The 20,275-nt window shown below is 44.8% G+C and carries 16 protein-coding genes and 5 tRNA genes; all 21 read left to right on the top strand.

All coding sequences use genetic code 11. The features are described 5' to 3' along the window. Positions 1–6 precede the first annotated feature (6 nt). The 21 genes from rplP (at position 7) to rpoC (ending at position 20,262) form a co-directional block, all read left to right on the top strand. Positions 7–417, top strand: a complete 411-nt coding sequence (gene rplP, locus LQZ07_RS03750) for a 50S ribosomal protein L16 (protein ID WP_016403501.1) — start codon at positions 7–9, stop codon at positions 415–417. Further along, positions 417–608: a 50S ribosomal protein L29 gene (rpmC, locus tag LQZ07_RS03755; RefSeq protein WP_016403502.1), complete on the top strand. Its 192-nt coding sequence runs from the start codon at positions 417–419 to the stop codon at positions 606–608. The genes rplP and rpmC overlap by 1 nt, the downstream gene beginning before the upstream one ends. Beyond that, on the top strand, positions 608–853 hold the full coding sequence (rpsQ, locus tag LQZ07_RS03760) for a 30S ribosomal protein S17 (RefSeq protein WP_016403503.1): 246 nt from the start codon (positions 608–610) through the stop codon (positions 851–853). The genes rpmC and rpsQ overlap by 1 nt, the downstream gene beginning before the upstream one ends. A gap of 180 nt (positions 854–1,033) precedes the next feature. Then, the gene (locus tag LQZ07_RS03765; protein ID WP_152783428.1) at positions 1,034–3,238 is read left to right on the top strand and encodes a polysaccharide biosynthesis tyrosine autokinase; all 2,205 of its coding nucleotides are present in this window, start codon (positions 1,034–1,036) and stop codon (positions 3,236–3,238) included. 69 nt (positions 3,239–3,307) lie between these two features. Next, positions 3,308–4,261 (top strand): type I pantothenate kinase, encoded by a 954-nt coding sequence (gene coaA, locus LQZ07_RS03770; RefSeq protein WP_016403505.1) that lies wholly within the window; start codon positions 3,308–3,310, stop codon positions 4,259–4,261. Next, positions 4,258–5,325, top strand: a complete 1,068-nt coding sequence (murB, locus tag LQZ07_RS03775; protein ID WP_152783430.1) for a UDP-N-acetylmuramate dehydrogenase — start codon at positions 4,258–4,260, stop codon at positions 5,323–5,325. The genes coaA and murB overlap by 4 nt, the downstream gene beginning before the upstream one ends. Then, complete coding sequence (gene birA, locus LQZ07_RS03780) at positions 5,312–6,274, top strand: bifunctional biotin--[acetyl-CoA-carboxylase] ligase/biotin operon repressor BirA (RefSeq protein ID WP_152783432.1); 963 nt, start codon at positions 5,312–5,314, stop codon at positions 6,272–6,274. The genes murB and birA overlap by 14 nt, the downstream gene beginning before the upstream one ends. A 111-nt stretch (positions 6,275–6,385) precedes the next feature. After that, positions 6,386–6,461 (top strand) — tRNA-Thr (locus tag LQZ07_RS03785). A 43-nt stretch (positions 6,462–6,504) separates the two neighbouring features. Beyond that, a tRNA-Tyr gene (locus LQZ07_RS03790) sits at positions 6,505–6,588 on the top strand. Positions 6,589–6,625: 37 nt separating this feature from the next. Then, a tRNA-Gly gene (locus tag LQZ07_RS03795) sits at positions 6,626–6,700 on the top strand. A 4-nt stretch (positions 6,701–6,704) separates the two neighbouring features. Further along, positions 6,705–6,780 (top strand) — tRNA-Thr (locus LQZ07_RS03800). 94 nt (positions 6,781–6,874) lie between these two features. Continuing rightward, positions 6,875–8,059 carry an elongation factor Tu gene (gene tuf / locus LQZ07_RS03805; RefSeq protein WP_152783434.1) on the top strand — a complete coding sequence of 395 codons (1,185 nt, stop codon included), beginning with the start codon at positions 6,875–6,877 and terminating at the stop codon, positions 8,057–8,059. 186 nt (positions 8,060–8,245) lie between these two features. After that, positions 8,246–8,321 (top strand) — tRNA-Trp (locus LQZ07_RS03810). Positions 8,322–8,375: 54 nt separating this feature from the next. Next, complete coding sequence (gene secE / locus LQZ07_RS03815) at positions 8,376–8,753, top strand: preprotein translocase subunit SecE (protein ID WP_016404044.1); 378 nt, start codon at positions 8,376–8,378, stop codon at positions 8,751–8,753. Next, the gene (nusG, locus tag LQZ07_RS03820; protein WP_016404043.1) at positions 8,753–9,298 is read left to right on the top strand and encodes a transcription termination/antitermination protein NusG; all 546 of its coding nucleotides are present in this window, start codon (positions 8,753–8,755) and stop codon (positions 9,296–9,298) included. The genes secE and nusG overlap by 1 nt, the downstream gene beginning before the upstream one ends. Before the next feature lie 124 nt (positions 9,299–9,422). Next, a complete protein-coding gene (gene rplK, locus LQZ07_RS03825) occupies positions 9,423–9,851 on the top strand; it encodes a 50S ribosomal protein L11 (RefSeq protein WP_016404042.1) in 429 nt (142 codons plus the stop codon). A gap of 4 nt (positions 9,852–9,855) precedes the next feature. Further along, entirely contained in the window at positions 9,856–10,557 is a 702-nt protein-coding gene (gene rplA, locus LQZ07_RS03830) for a 50S ribosomal protein L1 (protein WP_016404041.1), read from the top strand. 242 nt (positions 10,558–10,799) lie between these two features. Next, positions 10,800–11,294 carry a 50S ribosomal protein L10 gene (rplJ, locus tag LQZ07_RS03835; RefSeq protein ID WP_016404040.1) on the top strand — a complete coding sequence of 165 codons (495 nt, stop codon included), beginning with the start codon at positions 10,800–10,802 and terminating at the stop codon, positions 11,292–11,294. Between the two features lie 54 nt (positions 11,295–11,348). Further along, complete coding sequence (gene rplL / locus LQZ07_RS03840) at positions 11,349–11,714, top strand: 50S ribosomal protein L7/L12 (protein ID WP_016404039.1); 366 nt, start codon at positions 11,349–11,351, stop codon at positions 11,712–11,714. Between the two features lie 225 nt (positions 11,715–11,939). Beyond that, positions 11,940–15,974 (top strand): DNA-directed RNA polymerase subunit beta, encoded by a 4,035-nt coding sequence (gene rpoB, locus LQZ07_RS03845; RefSeq protein WP_152783435.1) that lies wholly within the window; start codon positions 11,940–11,942, stop codon positions 15,972–15,974. Between the two features lie 82 nt (positions 15,975–16,056). Further along, positions 16,057–20,262, top strand: a complete 4,206-nt coding sequence (gene rpoC / locus LQZ07_RS03850) for a DNA-directed RNA polymerase subunit beta' (RefSeq protein ID WP_249483506.1) — start codon at positions 16,057–16,059, stop codon at positions 20,260–20,262. The last annotated feature ends 13 nt before the right edge of the window (positions 20,263–20,275 follow it).

Here is a 20,275-nt window from a genome sequence, read left to right on the forward strand (position 1 = left end):
CCGGGAATGTTACAACCAAAACGTACTAAATTCCGTAAGCAACACACTGGTCGTAACCGTGGTTTAGGCAAAGGACAAAACGTGTCTTTTGGCGACTTCGGTCTTAAAGCGACTGGTCGTGGCCGTCTTACTGCTCGTCAGATCGAAGCAGCACGTCGTGCGATGACTCGTCACATTAAACGTCAAGGTAAAATCTGGATCCGTGTATTCCCAGACAAGCCGATTACTCAGAAGCCTCTTGAGGTTCGTATGGGTAAAGGTAAAGGTAACGTGGAATACTGGGTAGCCCAAATTCAGCCAGGCAAAGTTCTGTATGAAATGGACGGCGTTTCAGAAGGTCTTGCTCGCGAAGCTTTCGAGCTTGCTGCGCGTAAGTTACCTATTAGCACCACTTTTGTAACGCGGACGGTGATGTAATGACAGCGAACGAACTTAAAGATAAAAGTGTTGAAGAGCTTAAAGCTGAGCTACTAAACCTGCTTCGTGAGCAATTCAACTTGCGTATGCAAGCAAGTACTGGCCAATTGGCTCAAACTCACTTGCTTAAAAACGTACGTCGCGATATCGCGCGTGTGAAAACAATTCTGAATCAGAAGGCAGGTGCGTAATGAGCGATATCCGTACATTGCAAGGTAAAGTAGTTAGCGACAAAATGGACAAGTCTATTGTTGTTGCTATTGAGCGTCAGGTTAAACACCCTATCTACGGGAAATACACCAAACGCACTACTAAGCTACACGCTCATGATGAAGCTAACGTTGCCGCTCAAGGCGATGTAGTTACCATCAGAGAATGTGCTCCAATCTCTAAGACTAAGTCTTGGACTTTGGTAGACGTAGTAGTTAAAGCCTAAGCTTTAAAACTATGAAAAAGGCTCCCATTGGGAGCCTTTTTTCGTTTATTAATAATAATTATATTATTATTGTTTTTTGCAGCATGAAGCATTTTTTTCACCTGCAATTCCAATATTTCCTAATTGCATGTAGCCCGCTGAGCTGGCAGTATCAATTAGTTATAGGAAGTACATCAGGTAATGGAGTCACCGTTTAGGTTCATGGAAGAGCAGAAGTCGTCACAAAATAGAGAGAGCAAAGAAGTCGATTTACGTCATCTCTTTGTTACTTTGTGGCAAGCAAAATTAAACATTATCTTGGTTGTGATGGTCACGTTGCTGCTAAGTATGTTGTATGTAAAAGCACTGCCTTCTTTATACCAAGCATCCTCCAAGCTAATGATCGGTTACAGCCAAACCAAAATGGTAGCTGTAGAAGATGTCTACAACTTCGATACCCAAGCTGAAGCATATTTTAATACTGAAACAGAAATTCTTCGTTCTGAGCGTATCGCATTAGCGGTTATTCATAAGTTAGATTTACAACATCACCCTGAATTCTTACGCAAACCAATTGCCCCTTGGCGTTATTGGTGGCAGGTCATTACCCTTGGCTATAGTTCTCAATTTAGTAGCACTAACTCACCAAGTGAAGCTCAGATATTAAGGGTATTTAAAAGTCGATTATCGGTAACGCCGTTACCTAAAAGTCGTTTAGTCGAAATCAAATTTAGAAGCTGGGACAAGTTACTGGCTCAGCAAGTATCTATCGCGGTAGCAGAAGCCTATATTGAGTATCACCGAAGTTCTAGTGAAGCGGCCACTGATCAAACTATTGGCTGGTTATTGCAAGAGCTGAATCGCTTAAAGTCGGCCCTGCAGAGCTCAGAAGTTGAGCTGCAGCTGTATCGCGAGCAAGAAAACCTGGTTGATCAGGAAGGTATCTTAGGGCTTATCGGTAAAGAGCTGCAGCAACTGACAACTCAGCAACTGGAAGCTCAGCGGATTAAAAGTGAGGCCAGTGCGCTATGGAATCTAGTAAGACGCACCGCCACTGGCGATTTGAATAAACTTACCTCGCTAAGTGAGATTCAACGTGATCCTATGGTGCAAAATATTAAGCGCCGACGGATTGAGCTGGAATTAGAACAAGCCGACTTAGCTAAGCGTTATGGACCTAAACACCCTAAGCGTGTGTCCTTGACGGGAGAGATCTCAAGGGTTGAATTAGAGCTACGCAGCCAAACCGATTTTATTATCTCAGGTATCGAGAAAAGCTATCAGTCTGCTGTTGCGCGCGAAGCCGCTTTATCAGAATCTTTACGGTTAGCTAAGGTGAGATATCAAGACCTTAGCCGCAAGACAACGCGTTTTAACCAACTGACTCGCGAGATAGAAAGTAATACCCGACTTTACAACACTTTCCTTGAGAAGTTTAAGGAAGCCGAAGCAGCAGAAGGATTCAACCGGGGTTATGCTCAGTTGGTTGATAGCGCACGGATCCCTGAGTCTCCAATTAAACCAAAGAAAGCAATCATCGTGATACTAGCCGGCATGCTTGCCGGTATTTTGAGTGTGGTGTTTGTATTACTTAGACAGGCTATGTCACGTACGTTCTCAACGGTTGATGAGCTGGAAAATGCGCTAAGTGTTGAAGTGATAGCTGAAGTACCAAAAGTGAAGGTGCGCAGCAACAAATGGCTCAGACAAGGTGTTCACCCTTGGTTGGGTGAGCCACTGCGTTCTTTGCGAGCGCGTTTACAAATGCGGCCAAACCGCGGCCAAGTAGTGTTGTTTACCTCTGCTTTAGAAGGTGAGGGCAAAACCAGTTTAACCATCCAAACAGCCTCGGCCTGTAGTGATGTAGAAAAGGTATTGTTGATTGATGCTGACTTACGCCGTGCTTCGGTTTCTACCTACTTAAATTACTCGTTGTCACAACCGGGTTTAACCCACTTACTCGCGCGTACTCATTCTGTATCGCAATGTATTCACCGTGATAACCAGTTAGGTTTTGATGTTCTAACCGCAGGTTTGATTGACCGACACTCTACCTCTTTATTAGCCTCTAAAAAGTTCAAGCTGTTGCTTAAGGGCCTGCGTCAGCACTACGATCGCATTGTTATTGAAACCGGCCCATTAATGCAGGTTAGTGATGCGGTTATGGTTGCACCTTCGGTAGACGCCACGTTGTTGGTTGTGCAGGCGGAACGAACTGATGGCAAATCAATAGAGAATGCTTTGAATAAGTTGGCGCGGATGGATTTAGAAATATCTGGCGTAGTATTTAATAAAGTCGCCCGCAACAAACGTGCTTACGATTACGACCTACCTTCTGTTCATTTGGTTGAACGCAGCCCTAAAGTAGTTCCCTTTCGCGAAGACAAATTCCGCAAACAGGGTTAAATCCTGCCTTAAGCTGGAGAGTTATTTAGTTTTGGTATATGGTTGTGCCGCACTATATAGGAAGGGCCCATGCCAGCAACTTACACCACCGCGCCGCATGCGTTTAGTTATTTAGATTTTGAACGCGAAGCTTGGTCAACACTCCGTCAATCAGTACCTCTTACTCTTACCGAAGATGATCTTGAAAGCATTCGTGGTATTAACGAAGCGCTGTCCCTGCCTCAGGTTGTAGATATTTACCTGCCGTTATCTCGCTTGCTCAACTTATACGTTAAAGCGCGCCAAGACCGCCGAGAAGTATTAGCCAATTTTTTAGGTAGTGGAAAACATGTCCCGTATATCATTGGTGTTTCTGGTAGTGTAGCCGGCGGCAAAAGTACCACTTCGCGGATCTTACAGGCGCTGCTGCAACGTTGGCCTGAGCATCCTAAGGTTGATATTGTAACCACCGACGGTTTCTTATTGCCTAACGAAGAGCTTGAAGCGAGAGGCTTGATGCAGCGTAAAGGTTTCCCAGAAAGTTATGATCAAAAAGCCTTGGTCGATTTTGTGGCAGCGCTTAAATCTGGAGAGGAAAGTGTTTCGGCGCCAGTATACTCCCACCTTTCCTATAACATCGTAAAAGATAAGCAGATTAAAGTAGAACAGCCGGATATTGTTATTCTTGAGGGCTTAAACGTGCTGCAATCGGCCCGCGATTATCCCAATCAACCTCGGCAGGTATTTGTTTCCGATTACCTAGACTTTTCAATATTTGTTGATGCCGAACCAGAGCTTCTTGAAACGTGGTATATCGAACGTTTTCAAAAGTTACGGGCTAGCGCTTTTACTCATCCTAATAACTATTTCCATCATTACGCTCGACTTGATGAAAATGAAGCCGCGGAGATTGCTAAGCAGATCTGGTCTTCAATTAACCACGTCAATTTGATTGAGAATATTCTTCCCACCCGAGAGCGCGCTGATTTGATATTAGAAAAAAGTGCTAACCATGAAGTAAGTCGGGTTCGTTTAAGAAAATGAGTGTAGTTTCCTCGATACAAAGTGATGTTGATTTAAGCTCCTACAACACCTTTGCTTTAGCGGCTAAAGCTAAGCATTTTGTTGAATTAAAGCATGCTGAAGACATCAACGAGCTCATTGCCTGGGCGGGCTCCAAGCAACTGCCGTGGATGGTGATTGGTGGAGGCTCTAACTTACTGCTGCTAGAAGACTTTAGCGGGCTGGTTATAGTAAATAAGTTACGCGGCATTGAAGTCAGTGAGGATGCAGATTGCTACACCATTAAAGCAGCAGCGGGAGAAGATTGGCACCAGTTTGTGCAGTGGACTGTTAAACAAGGAATGCCTGGCTTAGAGAATTTAGCCCTGATCCCTGGAACAGTGGGGGCATCTCCCGTACAAAACATTGGCGCTTATGGCATTGAGCTAGCTGATGTATGCAGTGAGGTTGAATTTTACTCCTTGCTGACTAACAGCATGCAAACCCTTAGCAGTAAACAGTGCAAATTTGCTTATCGAGACAGCATTTTCAAAGCTCAGCTAAAAGACCAAGTTATTATCAGCAAGGTTACCTTTAAGCTTAGTAAGTCATGGCTAGCAAAGCGTGACTATGGTGGATTGCAGCTGCTAGCTGAAGGTGTGTCTGCGCAGACAGTGTTTGAAGAGGTGTGCAGAATGCGCATCAGCAAACTTCCTGATCCTAAGATACTAGGCAATGCTGGCAGCTTTTTTAAAAACCCTCTGGTTAGTCAAGAGCATCTTTCAAGCTTGCTAACTCGTTACCCTGAGATGCCAAATTATCCAGCAAGCAACGGACAAGCTAAGTTAGCCGCGGGTTGGCTAATAGATAAACTTGGCCTAAAAGGTTATTCAATAGGTGGTGCAGCAGTGCATCAAGATCAAGCATTGGTATTGGTTAACAAAGCCAATGCAAAAGCTAGCGACTTACTCGCACTATGTCGCCACATTCGCCAGCAAGTATGGCAATCCTTTAATGTGTTACTGCAACCAGAAGTTCGTTTTATTACCCACTCTGGTGAGATTGAGCCAAGCACAGTATTAGGCAGGCCCGATGCAGCAGAGTAAACCTTATCAGCTGATAAACGCTCTCTCATTAGGTGAATTTTGTTCTGGCGAAAGCTTAGCTAAGCAACTTGATGTTTCTCGAACCACGATTGCTAGTTATATTAAACAGTACTCGGTTTTGGGTATAGATATATACAGTGTTAAAGGCAAAGGTTACCGCTTGGCCCAGCCGCTCTCTCTGCTAGATTCTAAAGTCTTAGAACAGGCCCTACCCAATAATATGCCCTTGGTATTCGACCAGGTTGATTCAACCAATGCTTGGTTAATGAACAATATAGACAGCGTGGAGCATGGCCAAGTGGTTCTCGCCGAATACCAAAGTGCTGGTCGCGGCAGAAGAGGGCGAGCATGGCAAACGCCGTATGCGGGTCAACTTTGTATGTCTTTGTTGTGGCGCCTGCAGGATGGCATTGAAGCCGCCATGGGCTTAAGCTTAGCTGTTGGGCTAGCGATTGTAGAAGCGTTAGAAAAGGCCGGCTTTAAGGATTTAGGCTTAAAGTGGCCAAATGATATTTATCTTGGTGGCAAAAAGCTTGGTGGAGTATTAATTGAGCTTCAAGGCCACGCTAATAGCGAAGTTAGTTTGGTGGTTGGCTTAGGAGTGAATGTTAGAGTGGCTAGCCTTCAGGCAGAGCAAATTGACCAAGCTTTCGCTCAGTTAGAAACGAATGCTAAGTCCCCTTTAAACAGAACCGACCTAGCTATAGCTATTGTTGAGTCTTTGAATCAGATGTTTGAGGTATTTCGGTTACAGGGCTTCGCTGCTCTACAGCAGCGTTGGAATCGTTACGATATTTTTGCAGAACAAGCGGTAAGCTTGCGGTTCTCCGAGGAGCGACAGTTAAAAGGCACGGCAAAAGGCGTAGATAAGCAAGGCCAATTACTGCTTGAAATAAACGGTCAACAACAAGCCTTTATGGCCGGTGAAGTATCGCTACGCGGCCAATAATTGAGCCTGCTGGCTGATTTTTGCGCGTTCACATCAATCCTTAGTTTTTTTTTCCATTTGGTTGTTGCATTTAATAAATGCATTACATAGAATGCGCAGCACTTAAGCGATGCCGATTTAGCTCAGTTGGTAGAGCAACTGACTTGTAATCAGTAGGTCGCCAGTTCGACTCCGGCAATCGGCACCATCTCTTAAGTGTAAGGCTTCACCTTGTTACAAGGTGACAGTGTGGGGGGGTTCCCGAGTGGCCAAAGGGAGCAGATTGTAAATCTGCCGCGAAAGCTTCGATGGTTCGAATCCGTCCCCCCCCACCATTTATTTTGGTAGTAGGTCGTCTTCCAAAGGTTTGATGCGGGCATCGTATAATGGCTATTACCTCAGCCTTCCAAGCTGATGATGCGGGTTCGATTCCCGCTGCCCGCTCCACAGTGCTGATATAGCTCAGTTGGTAGAGCGCACCCTTGGTAAGGGTGAGGTCGGCAGTTCGAATCTGCCTATCAGCACCACATTCCTTTTTTAGTCTCCCTATTACTTTTTACCGGTCGGTAAGCGTAAACCAATGGTGCTTTGTACCAATGACCTTTATCCAGAGGGACTATTATGTCTAAAGAAAAATTTGAACGTTCAAAACCGCACGTAAACGTTGGTACAATTGGCCACGTTGACCACGGTAAAACAACTCTAACAGCAGCTATTACCAACGTACTTGCAAAAGTATACGGTGGTGAAGCTAAAGATTTCGCAGCAATCGATAACGCTCCAGAAGAGCGCGAGCGCGGTATCACCATTTCTACTTCACACGTAGAGTACGACACTCCAACTCGTCACTACGCACACGTAGACTGTCCTGGACACGCCGATTACGTTAAAAACATGATCACCGGTGCAGCACAGATGGACGGCGCTATCCTAGTAGTAGCATCTACAGATGGCCCAATGCCACAAACACGTGAGCACATCCTACTTTCTCGTCAGGTTGGTGTACCTTACATCATCGTATTCATGAACAAATGTGACATGGTAGACGACGAAGAGCTTCTAGAATTAGTAGAAATGGAAGTACGTGAACTTCTATCTGAATACGAATTCCCAGGTGATGACATTCCAGTAATCCAAGGTTCAGCGCTTAAAGCCCTAGAAGGCGAAGAGCAATGGGAAGCTAAAATTGTAGAACTAGCAGAAGCGCTAGATACTTACATCCCAGAGCCAGAGCGTGACATCGACAAGCCATTCCTACTACCAATTGAAGATGTATTCTCAATTTCAGGTCGTGGTACGGTAGTAACAGGTCGTGTAGAGCGCGGTATCATCAAGGTTTCAGAAGAAATTGAAATCGTAGGTGTTAAAGAGACTACTAAGACAACTTGTACTGGTGTAGAAATGTTCCGCAAGCTTCTAGACGAAGGTCGTGCTGGTGAGAACTGTGGTATTCTTCTACGTGGTACTAAGCGTGACGAAGTACAGCGTGGTCAAGTATTGGCTGCTCCTGGTTCAATTACTCCACACACCAAGTTCGAAGCTGAAGTATACGTACTAAGCAAAGACGAAGGTGGCCGTCACACGCCATTCTTCAAAGGCTACCGTCCACAGTTCTACTTCCGTACAACTGACGTAACTGGTTCTGTAGAGTTACCAGAAGGCGTAGAAATGGTAATGCCAGGCGACAACTTGAAATTTGTTGTAGAGCTAATTTGCCCAATCGCGATGGACGAAGGTTTACGCTTCGCAATCCGTGAAGGTGGCCGTACAGTAGGTGCGGGTGTTGTAGCTAAAATCTTCGAATAAGAAGAGTAGCACAGCAAGAAAAAGGTCGCGTAAGCGGCCTTTTTTGTTTTTAAAGGCAAGATCTTTAAGTTCTGCTCTGGTGTTATAAATACCCGGGCAATTTATTGTTTGCCCAGTCACGTTTTTTCGACATTCAAGGGTTACAATCTTGAAACAAAGTGCCTATAATGTCGGGCTTCGTGCTATAGGGGTGTAGTTCCAATGGCAGAACGTCGGATTCCAAATCCGAATGTTGGGAGTTCGAATCTCTCCACCCCTGCCACTATCCCTATATGAAGGGATTTATGATTTTGTGGGATTATTTGTAGGTTGTTTGATGAGTACCAGTACTGAAAACCAAAGTGGGTCGTTAGATGGCCTAAAATGGGCATTAGCTGCTCTAATTTTAATCGCCGCTGTTGTAGGTAACTACCTATATACAGATATGTCGATCTTGGTGCGTGTAATCGGTGTTGTGATTGCCGTGATTGCTGCTTTAGGCATTGCATCGCAAACCAATAAAGGCAAGCAAGCCTTCGAATTTGCTAAAGAGTCGCGTATGGAAGTGCGTAAGGTTATCTGGCCTACTCGTCAAGAAGCCATTCAAACTACCATGATTGTATTAGCTGCTACTGCATTCATGTCACTAATTTTGTGGGGCCTAGATGCGATATTGGTTCGCCTAGTTGCCTTTGTAACAGGGGTAGGTATCTAATGACTGAAGAGCGCAAATTGCGTTGGTACGTGGTTCAGGCTTTTTCTGGCTATGAAGCTCGCGTATCTAAATCATTAAAAGAGTACATCCAAATCCATTCTATGGAAGATTCTTTTGGTGAGATTCTAGTACCGACTGAAGAAGTAGTTGAAATGCGCGCTGGTCAAAAACGTAAGAGTGAGCGCAAGTTCTTCCCTGGTTACGTTTTGGTTCAAATGGATCTAAACGATGAAAGCTGGCACTTAGTGAAAAGTGTGCCGCGGGTACTAGGCTTTATTGGTGGAACGGCAGAGCGCCCAGCTCCAATTTCTGATAAAGAAGCTAAAGCTATCTTGGATCGCTTGGATGAAACCAGTGATAAGCCAAGACCAAAAACTCTATTCGAACCAGGCGAAGTGGTTCGTGTTACCGATGGCCCATTCGCCGACTTCAACGGTACTATCGAAGAAGTCGATTACGAAAAGAGCCGCGTAAAAGTATCAGTATTGATTTTCGGCCGAGCTACGCCAGTAGAGCTAGAATTCGGACAAATAGAGAAAGGCTGATAAAAAATAAACAATCAGTTGTTTTTAGGGCAGGGGATCGACTATAATCCGCTGCCCTTTGTTCTATCGGGAAGCTAATCGCATGTGCGAAAGGCGTTTGAACCCAAAATAAGGTAAATTTAAAATGGCTAAAAAAGTCCAAGCTTATATTAAGCTTCAAGTTGCTGCGGGTGCCGCAAACCCGTCACCGCCAGTTGGTCCTGCTCTAGGTCAACATGGTGTAAACATCATGGAATTCTGTAAAGCATTCAACGCGAAAACAGATTCAATTGAAAAAGGCGCGCCAGTACCAGTAGTAATTACTGTTTATTCTGACCGTTCTTTCACTTTTGAAACCAAAACTCCACCTGCTTCTTACTTATTGAAGAAAGCGGCTGGCATCAAGTCTGGTTCTGGTGTTCCAAACAAAGAAAAAGTTGGCAAAGTAACACGCGCTCAACTAGAAGAGATTGTTAATACTAAAGCAGTAGATATGACTGGTGCTGACGTAGACGCAATGGTTCGTTCAATTGAAGGTTCTGCCCGTTCTATGGGCTTGGTTGTAGAGGGCTAATACGATGGCAAAACTTTCTAAGCGCATGCGTGCGATCAACGAAAAAGTTGATTCAACAAAAGAATACTCAGTAAACGAAGCTGTTGCTCTTCTTAAAGAATTAGCGTCAGCTAAGTTCCTAGAAAGCGTAGATGCAGCGGTTAACCTTGGTGTTGACCCACGTAAATCTGACCAAAACGTTCGTGGTGCTACTGTACTACCACACGGTACTGGTCGTAACGTTCGTGTTGCTGTATTTACTCAAGGTGCAAACGCCGAAGCCGCTACTGAAGCTGGTGCTGACGTAGTTGGTATGGACGACTTAGCTGCTCAAGTTAAAGCAGGTGAGATGGACTTCGACGTAGTAATTGCTTCTCCAGATGCAATGCGCGTTGTTGGTCAACTAGGTCAAATCCTAGGTCCACGTGGTTTAATGCCTAACCCTAAAGTGGGTACAGTTACTCCTAACGTAGCTGATGCAGTTAAACTAGCTAAAGCGGGTCAGATTCGTTACCGCAACGACAAAAACGGTATTATCCATACTACTATTGGTAAAGCCGATTTTGATGCTGACAAGCTTAAAGAGAACCTTGAAGCATTGGTTGTTGCTCTTAAAAAAGCAAAACCTGCTCAATCTAAAGGTCAGTTCATCAAGAAAGTTAGCCTATCTACCACTATGGGTGCTGGTCTAACTGTTGATGTAGCTACTTTAGATACTCAAGCTTAATCATTTACAAAGCGCAAAATTTATACTATCATTTTGCGCTTTGTATTTATGGGTCAGGGCTTATGCCCTCATCCAAGACCGTAGGTGCTAGTTTCTAGCTTAATCTCCTACGTAGATGGTGAGGAAACCCAAGAATAAATTTTTTATTCTGGACAACCAAACCGTAAAGGCCTCTAAATCTAATGACTTAGAGGGAAGTAAACACCAGATTTATCTGGTATTGGAATCCAGGAGTAAAGCCAATGGCCTTAAGACTCGAAGACAAGAAGCAAATTGTTGCTGGCGTCAACGAAGCTGCCAAAGGTGCACTTTCTGCAGTAGTTGCTGATTCACGTGGCGTAACTGTAGATGCGATGACTTCACTTCGTGCTAAAGCACGTGAAGCTGGCGTATCTATGCAAGTGGTACGTAATACCCTTGCTCGCCGTGCAGTAGCTGGCACAGACCTAGAATGTCTTACTGAGTCATTCACTGGTCCTACTTTGATTGCCTTCTCTAATGAGCACCCAGGTGCTGCAGCGCGTCTATTTACAGACTTCGCTAAAGAGCAAGACAACTTTGAAGTACGTGCAGCAGCATTTGAAGGTGCATTAGCAGACGTAAACGTTCTTGCAAAACTACCAACTTACGAAGAAGCAATTGCCAAGTTAATGGCAACTATGAAAGAAGCTTCTGCAGGCAAGCTGGTTCGCACTCTGGCCGCACTACGCGACCAAAAAGAGTCAGAAGCAGCATAATTTGCTTGTTGCTACATTATTTTATAAATTTAATTGAATTTAGGAATTTGAGTCATGTCTATCACTAAAGACCAAATTATCGAAGCTGTTGCTGAAATGTCAGTAATGGACGTTGTTGAACTAATCGAAGCTATGGAAGAGAAGTTCGGCGTATCTGCTGCTGCAGCTGTTGCTGTTGCTGGTGACGCTGGTGCTGCTGCTGAAGAGCAATCAGAATTCGACGTAATTCTTACTGCTGCTGGCGCTAACAAAGTTGCTGCTATTAAAGCGGTACGTGGCGCTACAGGTCTAGGCCTGAAAGAAGCTAAAGGTCTTGTTGATTCAGCTCCTGCTGCAATCAAAGAAGGCGTTGAGAAAGAAGAAGCTGAAGCTCTTAAAGCTGCTCTTGAAGAAGCTGGTGCTTCTGTTGAGCTTAAGTAATCTACCTATAAGTAGATTGCAGCCTTTATAGGCTATGGCTGGTGGTTATTTAACCGCCGGCCTTTTTGTGCTGTAGGACGCCGTCTTTTTTATCACCGTTTTAGATGGTGCGTCTAGCAAAAAACTTAGAGAAGGAATTCTCTTCGACAATGACAAACGGTATGTAAGAACTGTCCCAGATTTTGCGGACAGAGTGGGTCACTTATCAGCGAGCTGAGGAACCATATGGTTTACTCTTATACAGAGAAAAAACGCATTCGTAAGGACTTTGGAAAACGTCCTCAAGTAGTGGACACGCCTTACCTGCTTTCAATACAGCTTGACTCTTTTGAGAAATTCATAGAGATCGATCCTGAAGGCGAGTATGGGCTGGAAGCTGCATTCCGCAGTGTATTCCCGATTGCCAGTTATTCAGGATATTCAGAGCTACAATATGTTAGCTATCGTCTTGGCGAGCCGGTTTTTGACGTTAAAGAATGTCAAATTCGTGGAGTCACCTACTCTGCTCCCTTGCGCGTTAAATTGCGTTTAGTGTTGTTTGATCGTGAGGCTCCGGCTGGCACGGTTAAAGACATCAAAGAGCAAGAAGTATACATGGGTGAAATCCCATTGATGACAGGTAACGGTACCTTTGTAATTAATGGTACAGAGCGTGTTATCGTATCTCAGTTACACCGTAGTCCTGGTGTATTCTACGATCACGACCGTGGTAAAACACACTCGTCAGGTAAAGTGTTATATAACGCGCGCGTTATTCCTTACCGTGGTTCATGGTTAGACTTCGAATTCGATCCTAAAGACAACTTGTTTGTTCGTATCGACCGTCGTCGTAAGCTTCCAGCATCTATTATTTTGCGCGCGTTAGAAATGACCACGCAAGAGATTCTAGAAACCTTCTTTGACTCTACTGCTTTCGAATTGAAAGACGGTAAAGTGATGATGGAGCTAGTGCCCGCCCGTTTACGTGGTGACACTGTTTCTTTCGACGTTATGCTAAACGGCGAAGTATTGATTGAAGCAGGCCGTCGTGTAACAGCGCGCCATATTCGTCAACTGGAAAAATCAGGCGTTGAGCAAATCGAAGTGCCGGTTGAGTACCTTGCTGATAAAGTATTGGCTGAAGAGTATGTTGACGAAAGCACTGGTGAAGTTATTGCCGAAGCTAACAGCGAATTAAACCTAGAGTTAATTGCTGCGCTTTCGCAAGCTGGTCACTCGGTGATAAAAACGATTTATACCAATGACTTAGATCATGGTTCATTTATCTCTGATACCTTGCGTGTTGATTCTTCAACAAACCGCCTAGAAGCGTTAGTTGAAATCTACCGTATGATGCGTCCTGGTGAGCCACCAACAAAAGACGCAGCAGAAGCGTTGTTCGAGAACTTGTTCTTTAACGGCGATCGTTACGACTTATCAACAGTTGGCCGTATGAAGTTCAACAGCCGTGTTGGCCGTGAAGACGGTTCAGTGGCTGGTGTACTTGATAAAGAAGACATCGTTAAGGTTATGCAAACGCTAATTGAAATTCGTAACGGCCGTGGTGAAGTTGATGATATCGACCACCTTGGTAACCGTCGTATTCGTAGCGTAGGCGAAATGGCTGAAAACCAATTCCGCGTTGGTTTAGTACGTGTAGAGCGTGCTGTTAAAGAGCGCCTAAGCTTAGGTGACCTTGATGCATTGATGCCACAAGACTTAATTAACGCTAAGCCAATCTCGGCTGCGGTTAAAGAGTTCTTTGGTTCAAGCCAATTGTCTCAGTTCATGGATCAAAACAACCCGCTTTCTGAAGTAACACACAAACGTCGTGTTTCTGCATTAGGCCCAGGTGGATTAACTCGTGAACGTGCTGGCTTTGAAGTGCGAGATGTACACCCAACGCACTACGGTCGTTTATGTCCGATTGAAACGCCGGAAGGTCCAAACATTGGTTTGATTAACTCGTTGGCGGTTTACTCTCGCACTAATGAGTTTGGTTTCTTAGAAACCCCTTACCGCAAAGTAATTGAAGGCCAAATCACTGATGAAGTAGATTACTTATCAGCGATTGATGAAGGCACTTATGTGATTGCTCAGGCAAACGCTGAAGCTGACGCAAACGGTAAATTACTTGAAACAGATTTAGTACCTTGTCGCCACAAGGGTGAATCAACCTACATGCCTACTGATCAAATTCAGTACATGGACGTAAGTCCTCAGCAGATTATTTCTGTGGCGGCATCGTTGATTCCGTTCCTAGAACACGATGATGCAAACCGTGCATTGATGGGTTCTAACATGCAACGTCAAGCTGTACCAACACTACGCGCTGACAAGCCATTAGTAGGTACTGGTATTGAGCGTGCTGTAGCGGTTGACTCTGGTGTAACTGTTGTATCGAAACGTGGCGGTACGGTTGACTACGCAGATGCTAGCCGCATCGTAGTTAAAGTGAATGAAGACGAGATGCTTCCAGGTGAAGCAGGTATCGACATTTACACGCTAACTAAGTACACGCGTTCTAACCAAAACACCTGTATCAACCAACGTCCGGTAGTTAAATCAGGCGAATTGGTAGCTAAAGGCGACGTACTAGCTGATGGTCCTTCAACTGACTTAGGTGAGTTGGCATTGGGTCAAAACATGCGTGTAGCGTTCATGCCTTGGAATGGTTACAACTTTGAGGATTCAATCGGTATTTCTGAGAACGTAGTTAAAGAAGATCGCTTTACTACTATTCACATTCAAGAGTTAAGCTGTATCGCTCGTGATACTAAGCTTGGCAGTGAAGAAATCTCAGCCGATATTCCAAACGTTGGTGAATCAGCGCTAAGCAAACTTGATGAGTCAGGTATTGTTTACGTAGGTGCTGAAGTTAAGCCAGGTGACATCTTAGTGGGTAAAGTAACCCCTAAAGGTGAAACACAATTGACACCTGAAGAGAAGCTATTGCGTGCCATCTTCGGTGAGAAAGCGTCTGATGTTAAAGATACATCACTACGTGTACCTAACTCTGTATTTGGTACCGTAATCGACGTTCAAGTCTTTACTCGCGATGGCGTAGAAAAAGACAAGCGTGCTCAAGAAATTGAGTCTATGCAGCTTAAAGAAGCGAAAAAAGATTTAACCGAAGAATTCAAGATCCTTGAAGACGGTATCTTTGCTCGTGCTAAATCTGTATTGATTGCAGCCGGTAAGTCAGAAGCTGACTTAGACCGCCAGCAACCAGCAGAGTGGCTAGAAGCGGCATTAAGCGATGAAGGCGCGCAAACGCAGCTAGAACAAATTGCTGCGCAATACGACGAAATCAAAGCTGAATTCGACAAGCAGTTCGACATTAAGCGCCGTAAGATCACCCAAGGTGATGACTTAGCGCCTGGCGTACTGAAGATTGTTAAAGTTTACTTAGCAGTTAAGCGTCGTATTCAACCTGGTGACAAGATGGCGGGTCGTCACGGTAACAAAGGTGTAATTTCTACCATTGTGCCTCGTGAAGATATGCCTTATGACGAAACTGGTCGCCCAGTAGACATCTGCTTGAATCCACTAGGTGTACCATCGCGGATGAACATCGGTCAGATCCTTGAAACCCACTTAGGCCTAGCAGCTAAAGGTGTTGGTGAAAAAATTGATGAAATGCTGAAAGTTCAGCGTGAAATCGAAATGGATAAACTGCGTGACTTCATCCAGAAAGTGTACAACGTAGGTGATGACGCGCTTAAAGTTGACGTTGCTAGCTTCACTGATGAAGAAGTAATGACTTTAGCCAAGAACTTACGTGGCGGTGTGCCAATGGCTACCCCTGCATTTGATGGTGCTAAAGAAGCTGAAATTAAAGAGCTATTACGTTTAGCCGACTTACCTGATTCAGGTCAAATCGTGTTACGTGACGGCCGTACCGGTCAAGAATTTGAGCGCCCTGTAACTGTTGGTTACATGTACATGTTGAAACTTAACCACTTGGTTGATGACAAGATGCACGCTCGTTCTACTGGTTCTTACAGCTTGGTTACTCAGCAACCTCTAGGTGGTAAAGCACAGTTTGGTGGCCAGCGCTTCGGTGAGATGGAAGTATGGGCACTAGAAGCATATGGTGCTGCTTACACCCTACAGGAAATGCTAACGGTTAAATCTGATGACGTTAACGGTCGTACTAAGATGTACAAGAACATCGTTGATGGTAACCACCAGATGGAGCCAGGCATGCCTGAGTCGTTCAACGTGTTGCTCAAAGAGATTCGCTCTCTTGGTATCAACATTGAGTTGGATGAGCTGTAAGCACAGGACTTCACCTGAATTAAAAGCAAGGCGGGCGTTTCATTAGAAACGCCCCAGGTTTAACTCCAACCTGGAGAGAAACGTGAAAGATTTACTTAAGTTTCTTAAGCAACAAAGCAAGACCGAAGAGTTTGAAGGCATTAAAATTGGCCTAGCTTCACCAGACCAGATCCGCAGTTGGTCGTTTGGTGAGGTGAAGAAACCAGAGACGATTAACTATCGAACTTTTAAGCCTGAACGTGACGGTTTATTCTGTGCCCGCATTTTCGGTCCAGTAAAAGATTACGAATGTTTGTGTGGTAAATACAAACGTTTGAAACACCGTGGTGTTATTTGTGAGAAGTGTGGCGTAGAAGTTACCCAATCTAAAGTTCGTCGTGATCGTATGGGTCACATCGAATTAGCTTCTCCTGTAGCGCACATCTGGTTCTTAAAATCACTACCATCGCGTATTGGTTTATTACTAGATATGACTTTACGTGATATTGAACGAGTTCTTTACTTCGAATCATTTGTTGTGACTGAGCCTGGCATGACCAGCTTAGAGCGCGGTCAAATGCTTACCGAAGAAACTTACTTGGATTCACTTGAAGAGTACGGTGACGAGTTTGAAGCTAAAATGGGGGCTGAAGCTGTATTAGCTTTATTGCGTCATTTAGAGCTTGACCAAGAAATCGAAGTAATGCGCGAAGAGTTACAAACTACTAACTCTGAAACTAAACGTAAGAAGACCACTAAGCGTCTTAAGCTTATGGAAGCGTTCCGCGATTCAGGTAACAAACCTGAGTGGATGATTATGACCGTATTACCGGTTCTTCCACCAGATTTACGCCCACTAGTACCACTAGATGGCGGCCGTTTTGCTACGTCTGATTTGAACGATTTATACCGTCGTGTAATCAACCGTAACAACCGTTTGAAGCGTCTATTAGACCTAGCTGCTCCAGACATCATTGTGCGTAACGAAAAGCGTATGCTGCAAGAAGCAGTAGATGCCTTGTTAGACAATGGTCGTCGTGGTCGCGCTATTACTGGTTCTAACAAGCGTCCGCTTAAATCTTTGGCCGATATGATCAAAGGTAAGCAAGGTCGTTTCCGTCAGAACTTGCTAGGTAAGCGTGTAGATTACTCAGGTCGTTCGGTAATTACCGTTGGTCCAACACTGCGTCTACACCAGTGTGGTCTTCCTAAGAAAATGGCACTTGAGCTATTCAAACCATTCATTTACGGCAAGCTAGAGTTGCGTGGTCTTGCGACTACGATTAAAGCTGCTAAGAAAATGGTTGAGCGCGAAGGCGGTGAAGTGTGGGATATTCTTGAAGAAGTTATCCGCGAACACCCAGTATTACTTAACCGTGCACCAACCTTGCACCGTTTGGGTATTCAAGCCTTTGAGCCTGTGCTAATTGAAGGTAAAGCAATTCAATTACACCCGCTAGTGTGTGCGGCTTATAACGCCGACTTCGATGGTGACCAAATGGCGGTACACGTACCGTTAACCTTAGAAGCACAGTTAGAAGCACGTTCGTTGATGATGTCGACCAACAACGTACTATCACCTGCTAACGGTGAGCCTATTATCGTTCCTTCGCAAGACGTTGTATTGGGTCTGTACTACATGACTCGTGAACGTGTTAATGCTGAAGGTGAAGGTATGTACCTTTCTGGCCCTAAAGAGGCCGAAAAGTTATACCGTGCTAAACAAGCGAGTATTCACGCACGTGTAAACGTACGTATTACTGAGGTTGTTGTAGCTGAAGACGGCTCTAAAATCGAAAAAACTGAGATTAAGCAAACTACCATTGGTCGTGCCATCTTATGGTTAATTGTACCTAAAGGTTTGCCATTTGATTTAGTTAACCAGTCAATGGGTAAGAAGCAAATCTCAGGATTGCTAAACACCTGTTACCGTAAACTAGGTCTTAAGCACTCAGTTATTTTTGCTGACCAATTAATGTACACCGGTTTCCATTATGCAACCTTGTCTGGTGCCTCTGTAGGTATTAACGACATGGTTATCCCTGATGCTAAGAAAGACATCGTGGAAGAAGCCAGTGACGAAGTAAGCGAAATTCAAGAGCAGTTCCTAGCTGGTTTGGTAACCGCGGGCGAGCGTTACAACAAAGTAATCGATATTTGGGCTTCGGCTAACGAAAAAGTATCGAAAGCGATGATGGACAACTTGTCTACTGAAACAGTAATCAACAAAGATGGCGAAGAAGAGAGTCAAGACTCGTTCAACAGCATCTTTATGATGGCCGACTCTGGCGCACGTGGTAGTGCTGCACAGATTCGTCAGCTAGCTGGTATGCGTGGCTTGATGGCTAAACCGGATGGTTCGATTATCGAAACCCCGATTGTGGCTAACTTCCGTGAAGGTTTGAACGTACTTCAGTACTTCATCTCAACCCACGGTGCGCGTAAAGGTTTGGCCGATACCGCATTGAAGACTGCTAACTCTGGTTACTTAACACGTCGTCTAGTAGATGTTGCACAGGATTTGGTTGTTACCGAAACTGACTGTGGTACAGAAGACGGTATTATCATGACGCCTCACATTGAGGGTGGTGATGTTGTTGAGCCATTACGTGAGCGTGTTCTTGGTCGTGTTCTAGTAGGCGATGTAATTAAGCCTGGTACTGAGAACGAAGTACTGCTTAAAGACAAAACACTACTTGACGAGAAACTGTGTGACCTTCTTGAAGAGAACTCAGTGGATACCGTTAAAGTACGCTCAGTAATTAGCTGTGCTAACGACTTTGGTGTTTGTGCTCTTTGTTATGGTCGTGACCTAGCTCGAGGCCACTTGGTTGGTCGCGGTGAAGCGGTTGGTGTAGTTGCTGCTCAATCAATTGGTGAGCCTGGTACACAGCTTACCATGCGTACCTTCCACATTGGTGGTGCGGCATCGCGTGCGGCTGCAGAAAACAGCATTCAAGTTAAGAACGCAGGTACTATTAAGCTACACAACGCTAAAGTAGTAACTAACAGCGAAGGCAAGTTAGTTGTAACCTCTCGTTCTACTGAATTGACCATTATTGATGAAATGGGTCAAACCAAAGAAAGCCACAAACTTCAATACGGTGCAATACTTGAAGTAGTTGACGGTGGTGCGGTTACCTCTGGCGACACAGTTGCTAACTGGGACCCACATACACACCCAATTATTACTGAAGTACCGGGGCGCGTTAAGTTCATCGACATGGTTGAAGGCGTAACTGTTAGCCGTCAAACTGATGAACTAACTGGTCTTTCTAGTATTCACGTTATGGACCCTAACGAGCGCCCTGGCGCTGGTAAAGAAATGCGTCCAATGGTGAAATTGGTAGACGGTTCTGGTAACGACGTACTTATTGCCGGTACCGATATTCCTGCTCAGTACTTCTTGTCTGCAAAAGCGATTGTAAACTTAGAAGATAATGCTGAAGTGGGTGTTGGTGATGCAATTGCTCGTATCCCACAAGAATCAAGCGGTACTAAAGATATTACCGGTGGTCTACCTCGCGTAGCCGACTTGTTCGAAGCTCGTCAGCCTAAAGAGCCAGCTATTTTGGCAGAAATTACCGGTACTATTAGTTTCGGTAAAGAAACCAAAGGTAAGCGCCGCTTGGTGATTACTCCTGCTGAAGGCGATGCTTACGAAGAAATGATTCCTAAGTGGCGTAACCTAAACGTGTTTGAAGGTGAGAAAGTGGCTAAAGGTGAAGTAATTGCCGATGGTCCAGAATCACCACATGACATCTTACGTTTGCGTGGCATTAGCCCTGTTTCTAACTACATCGTAAACGAAGTACAAGACGTATACCGTTTACAAGGTGTGAAGATTAACGATAAACACATTGAAACTATCGTGCGTCAAATGCTTCGTAAGTGTTTGATTCTAGATGCTGGTGATTCTAGCTTCTTGCTAGGTGAGCAAGCTGAAGTTGCCCGTGTGAATATTGAGAATCGTCAATTAGAAGCAGAAGGCAAACGCCCTGCGGTATACCGTCGTGAGTTACTAGGTATTACTAAGGCGTCACTATCTACAGAGTCGTTTATTTCTGCGGCTTCGTTCCAAGAAACTACTCGCGTGCTTACCGAAGCAGCAGTGGGTGGTAAACAGGACGAGCTACGCGGTCTTAAAGAGAACGTTATTGTCGGTCGCTTGATTCCTGCTGGTACTGGTTATGCCTACCACGAGAATCGTCGCAATCAAACAGAAGCGCCAGCTCCAATAACTGCAGATGAAGCAGCTGATAACTTAGCAGCTCTACTAAATGCAGCCCCTGGTAGCGAAACAGAGTAGTAACTGACTCTAC

Origin of the sequence: Agarivorans sp. B2Z047 (genome assembly GCF_023373605.1) — a bacterium.
Lineage (GTDB): Bacteria > Pseudomonadota > Gammaproteobacteria > Enterobacterales > Celerinatantimonadaceae > Agarivorans > Agarivorans albus.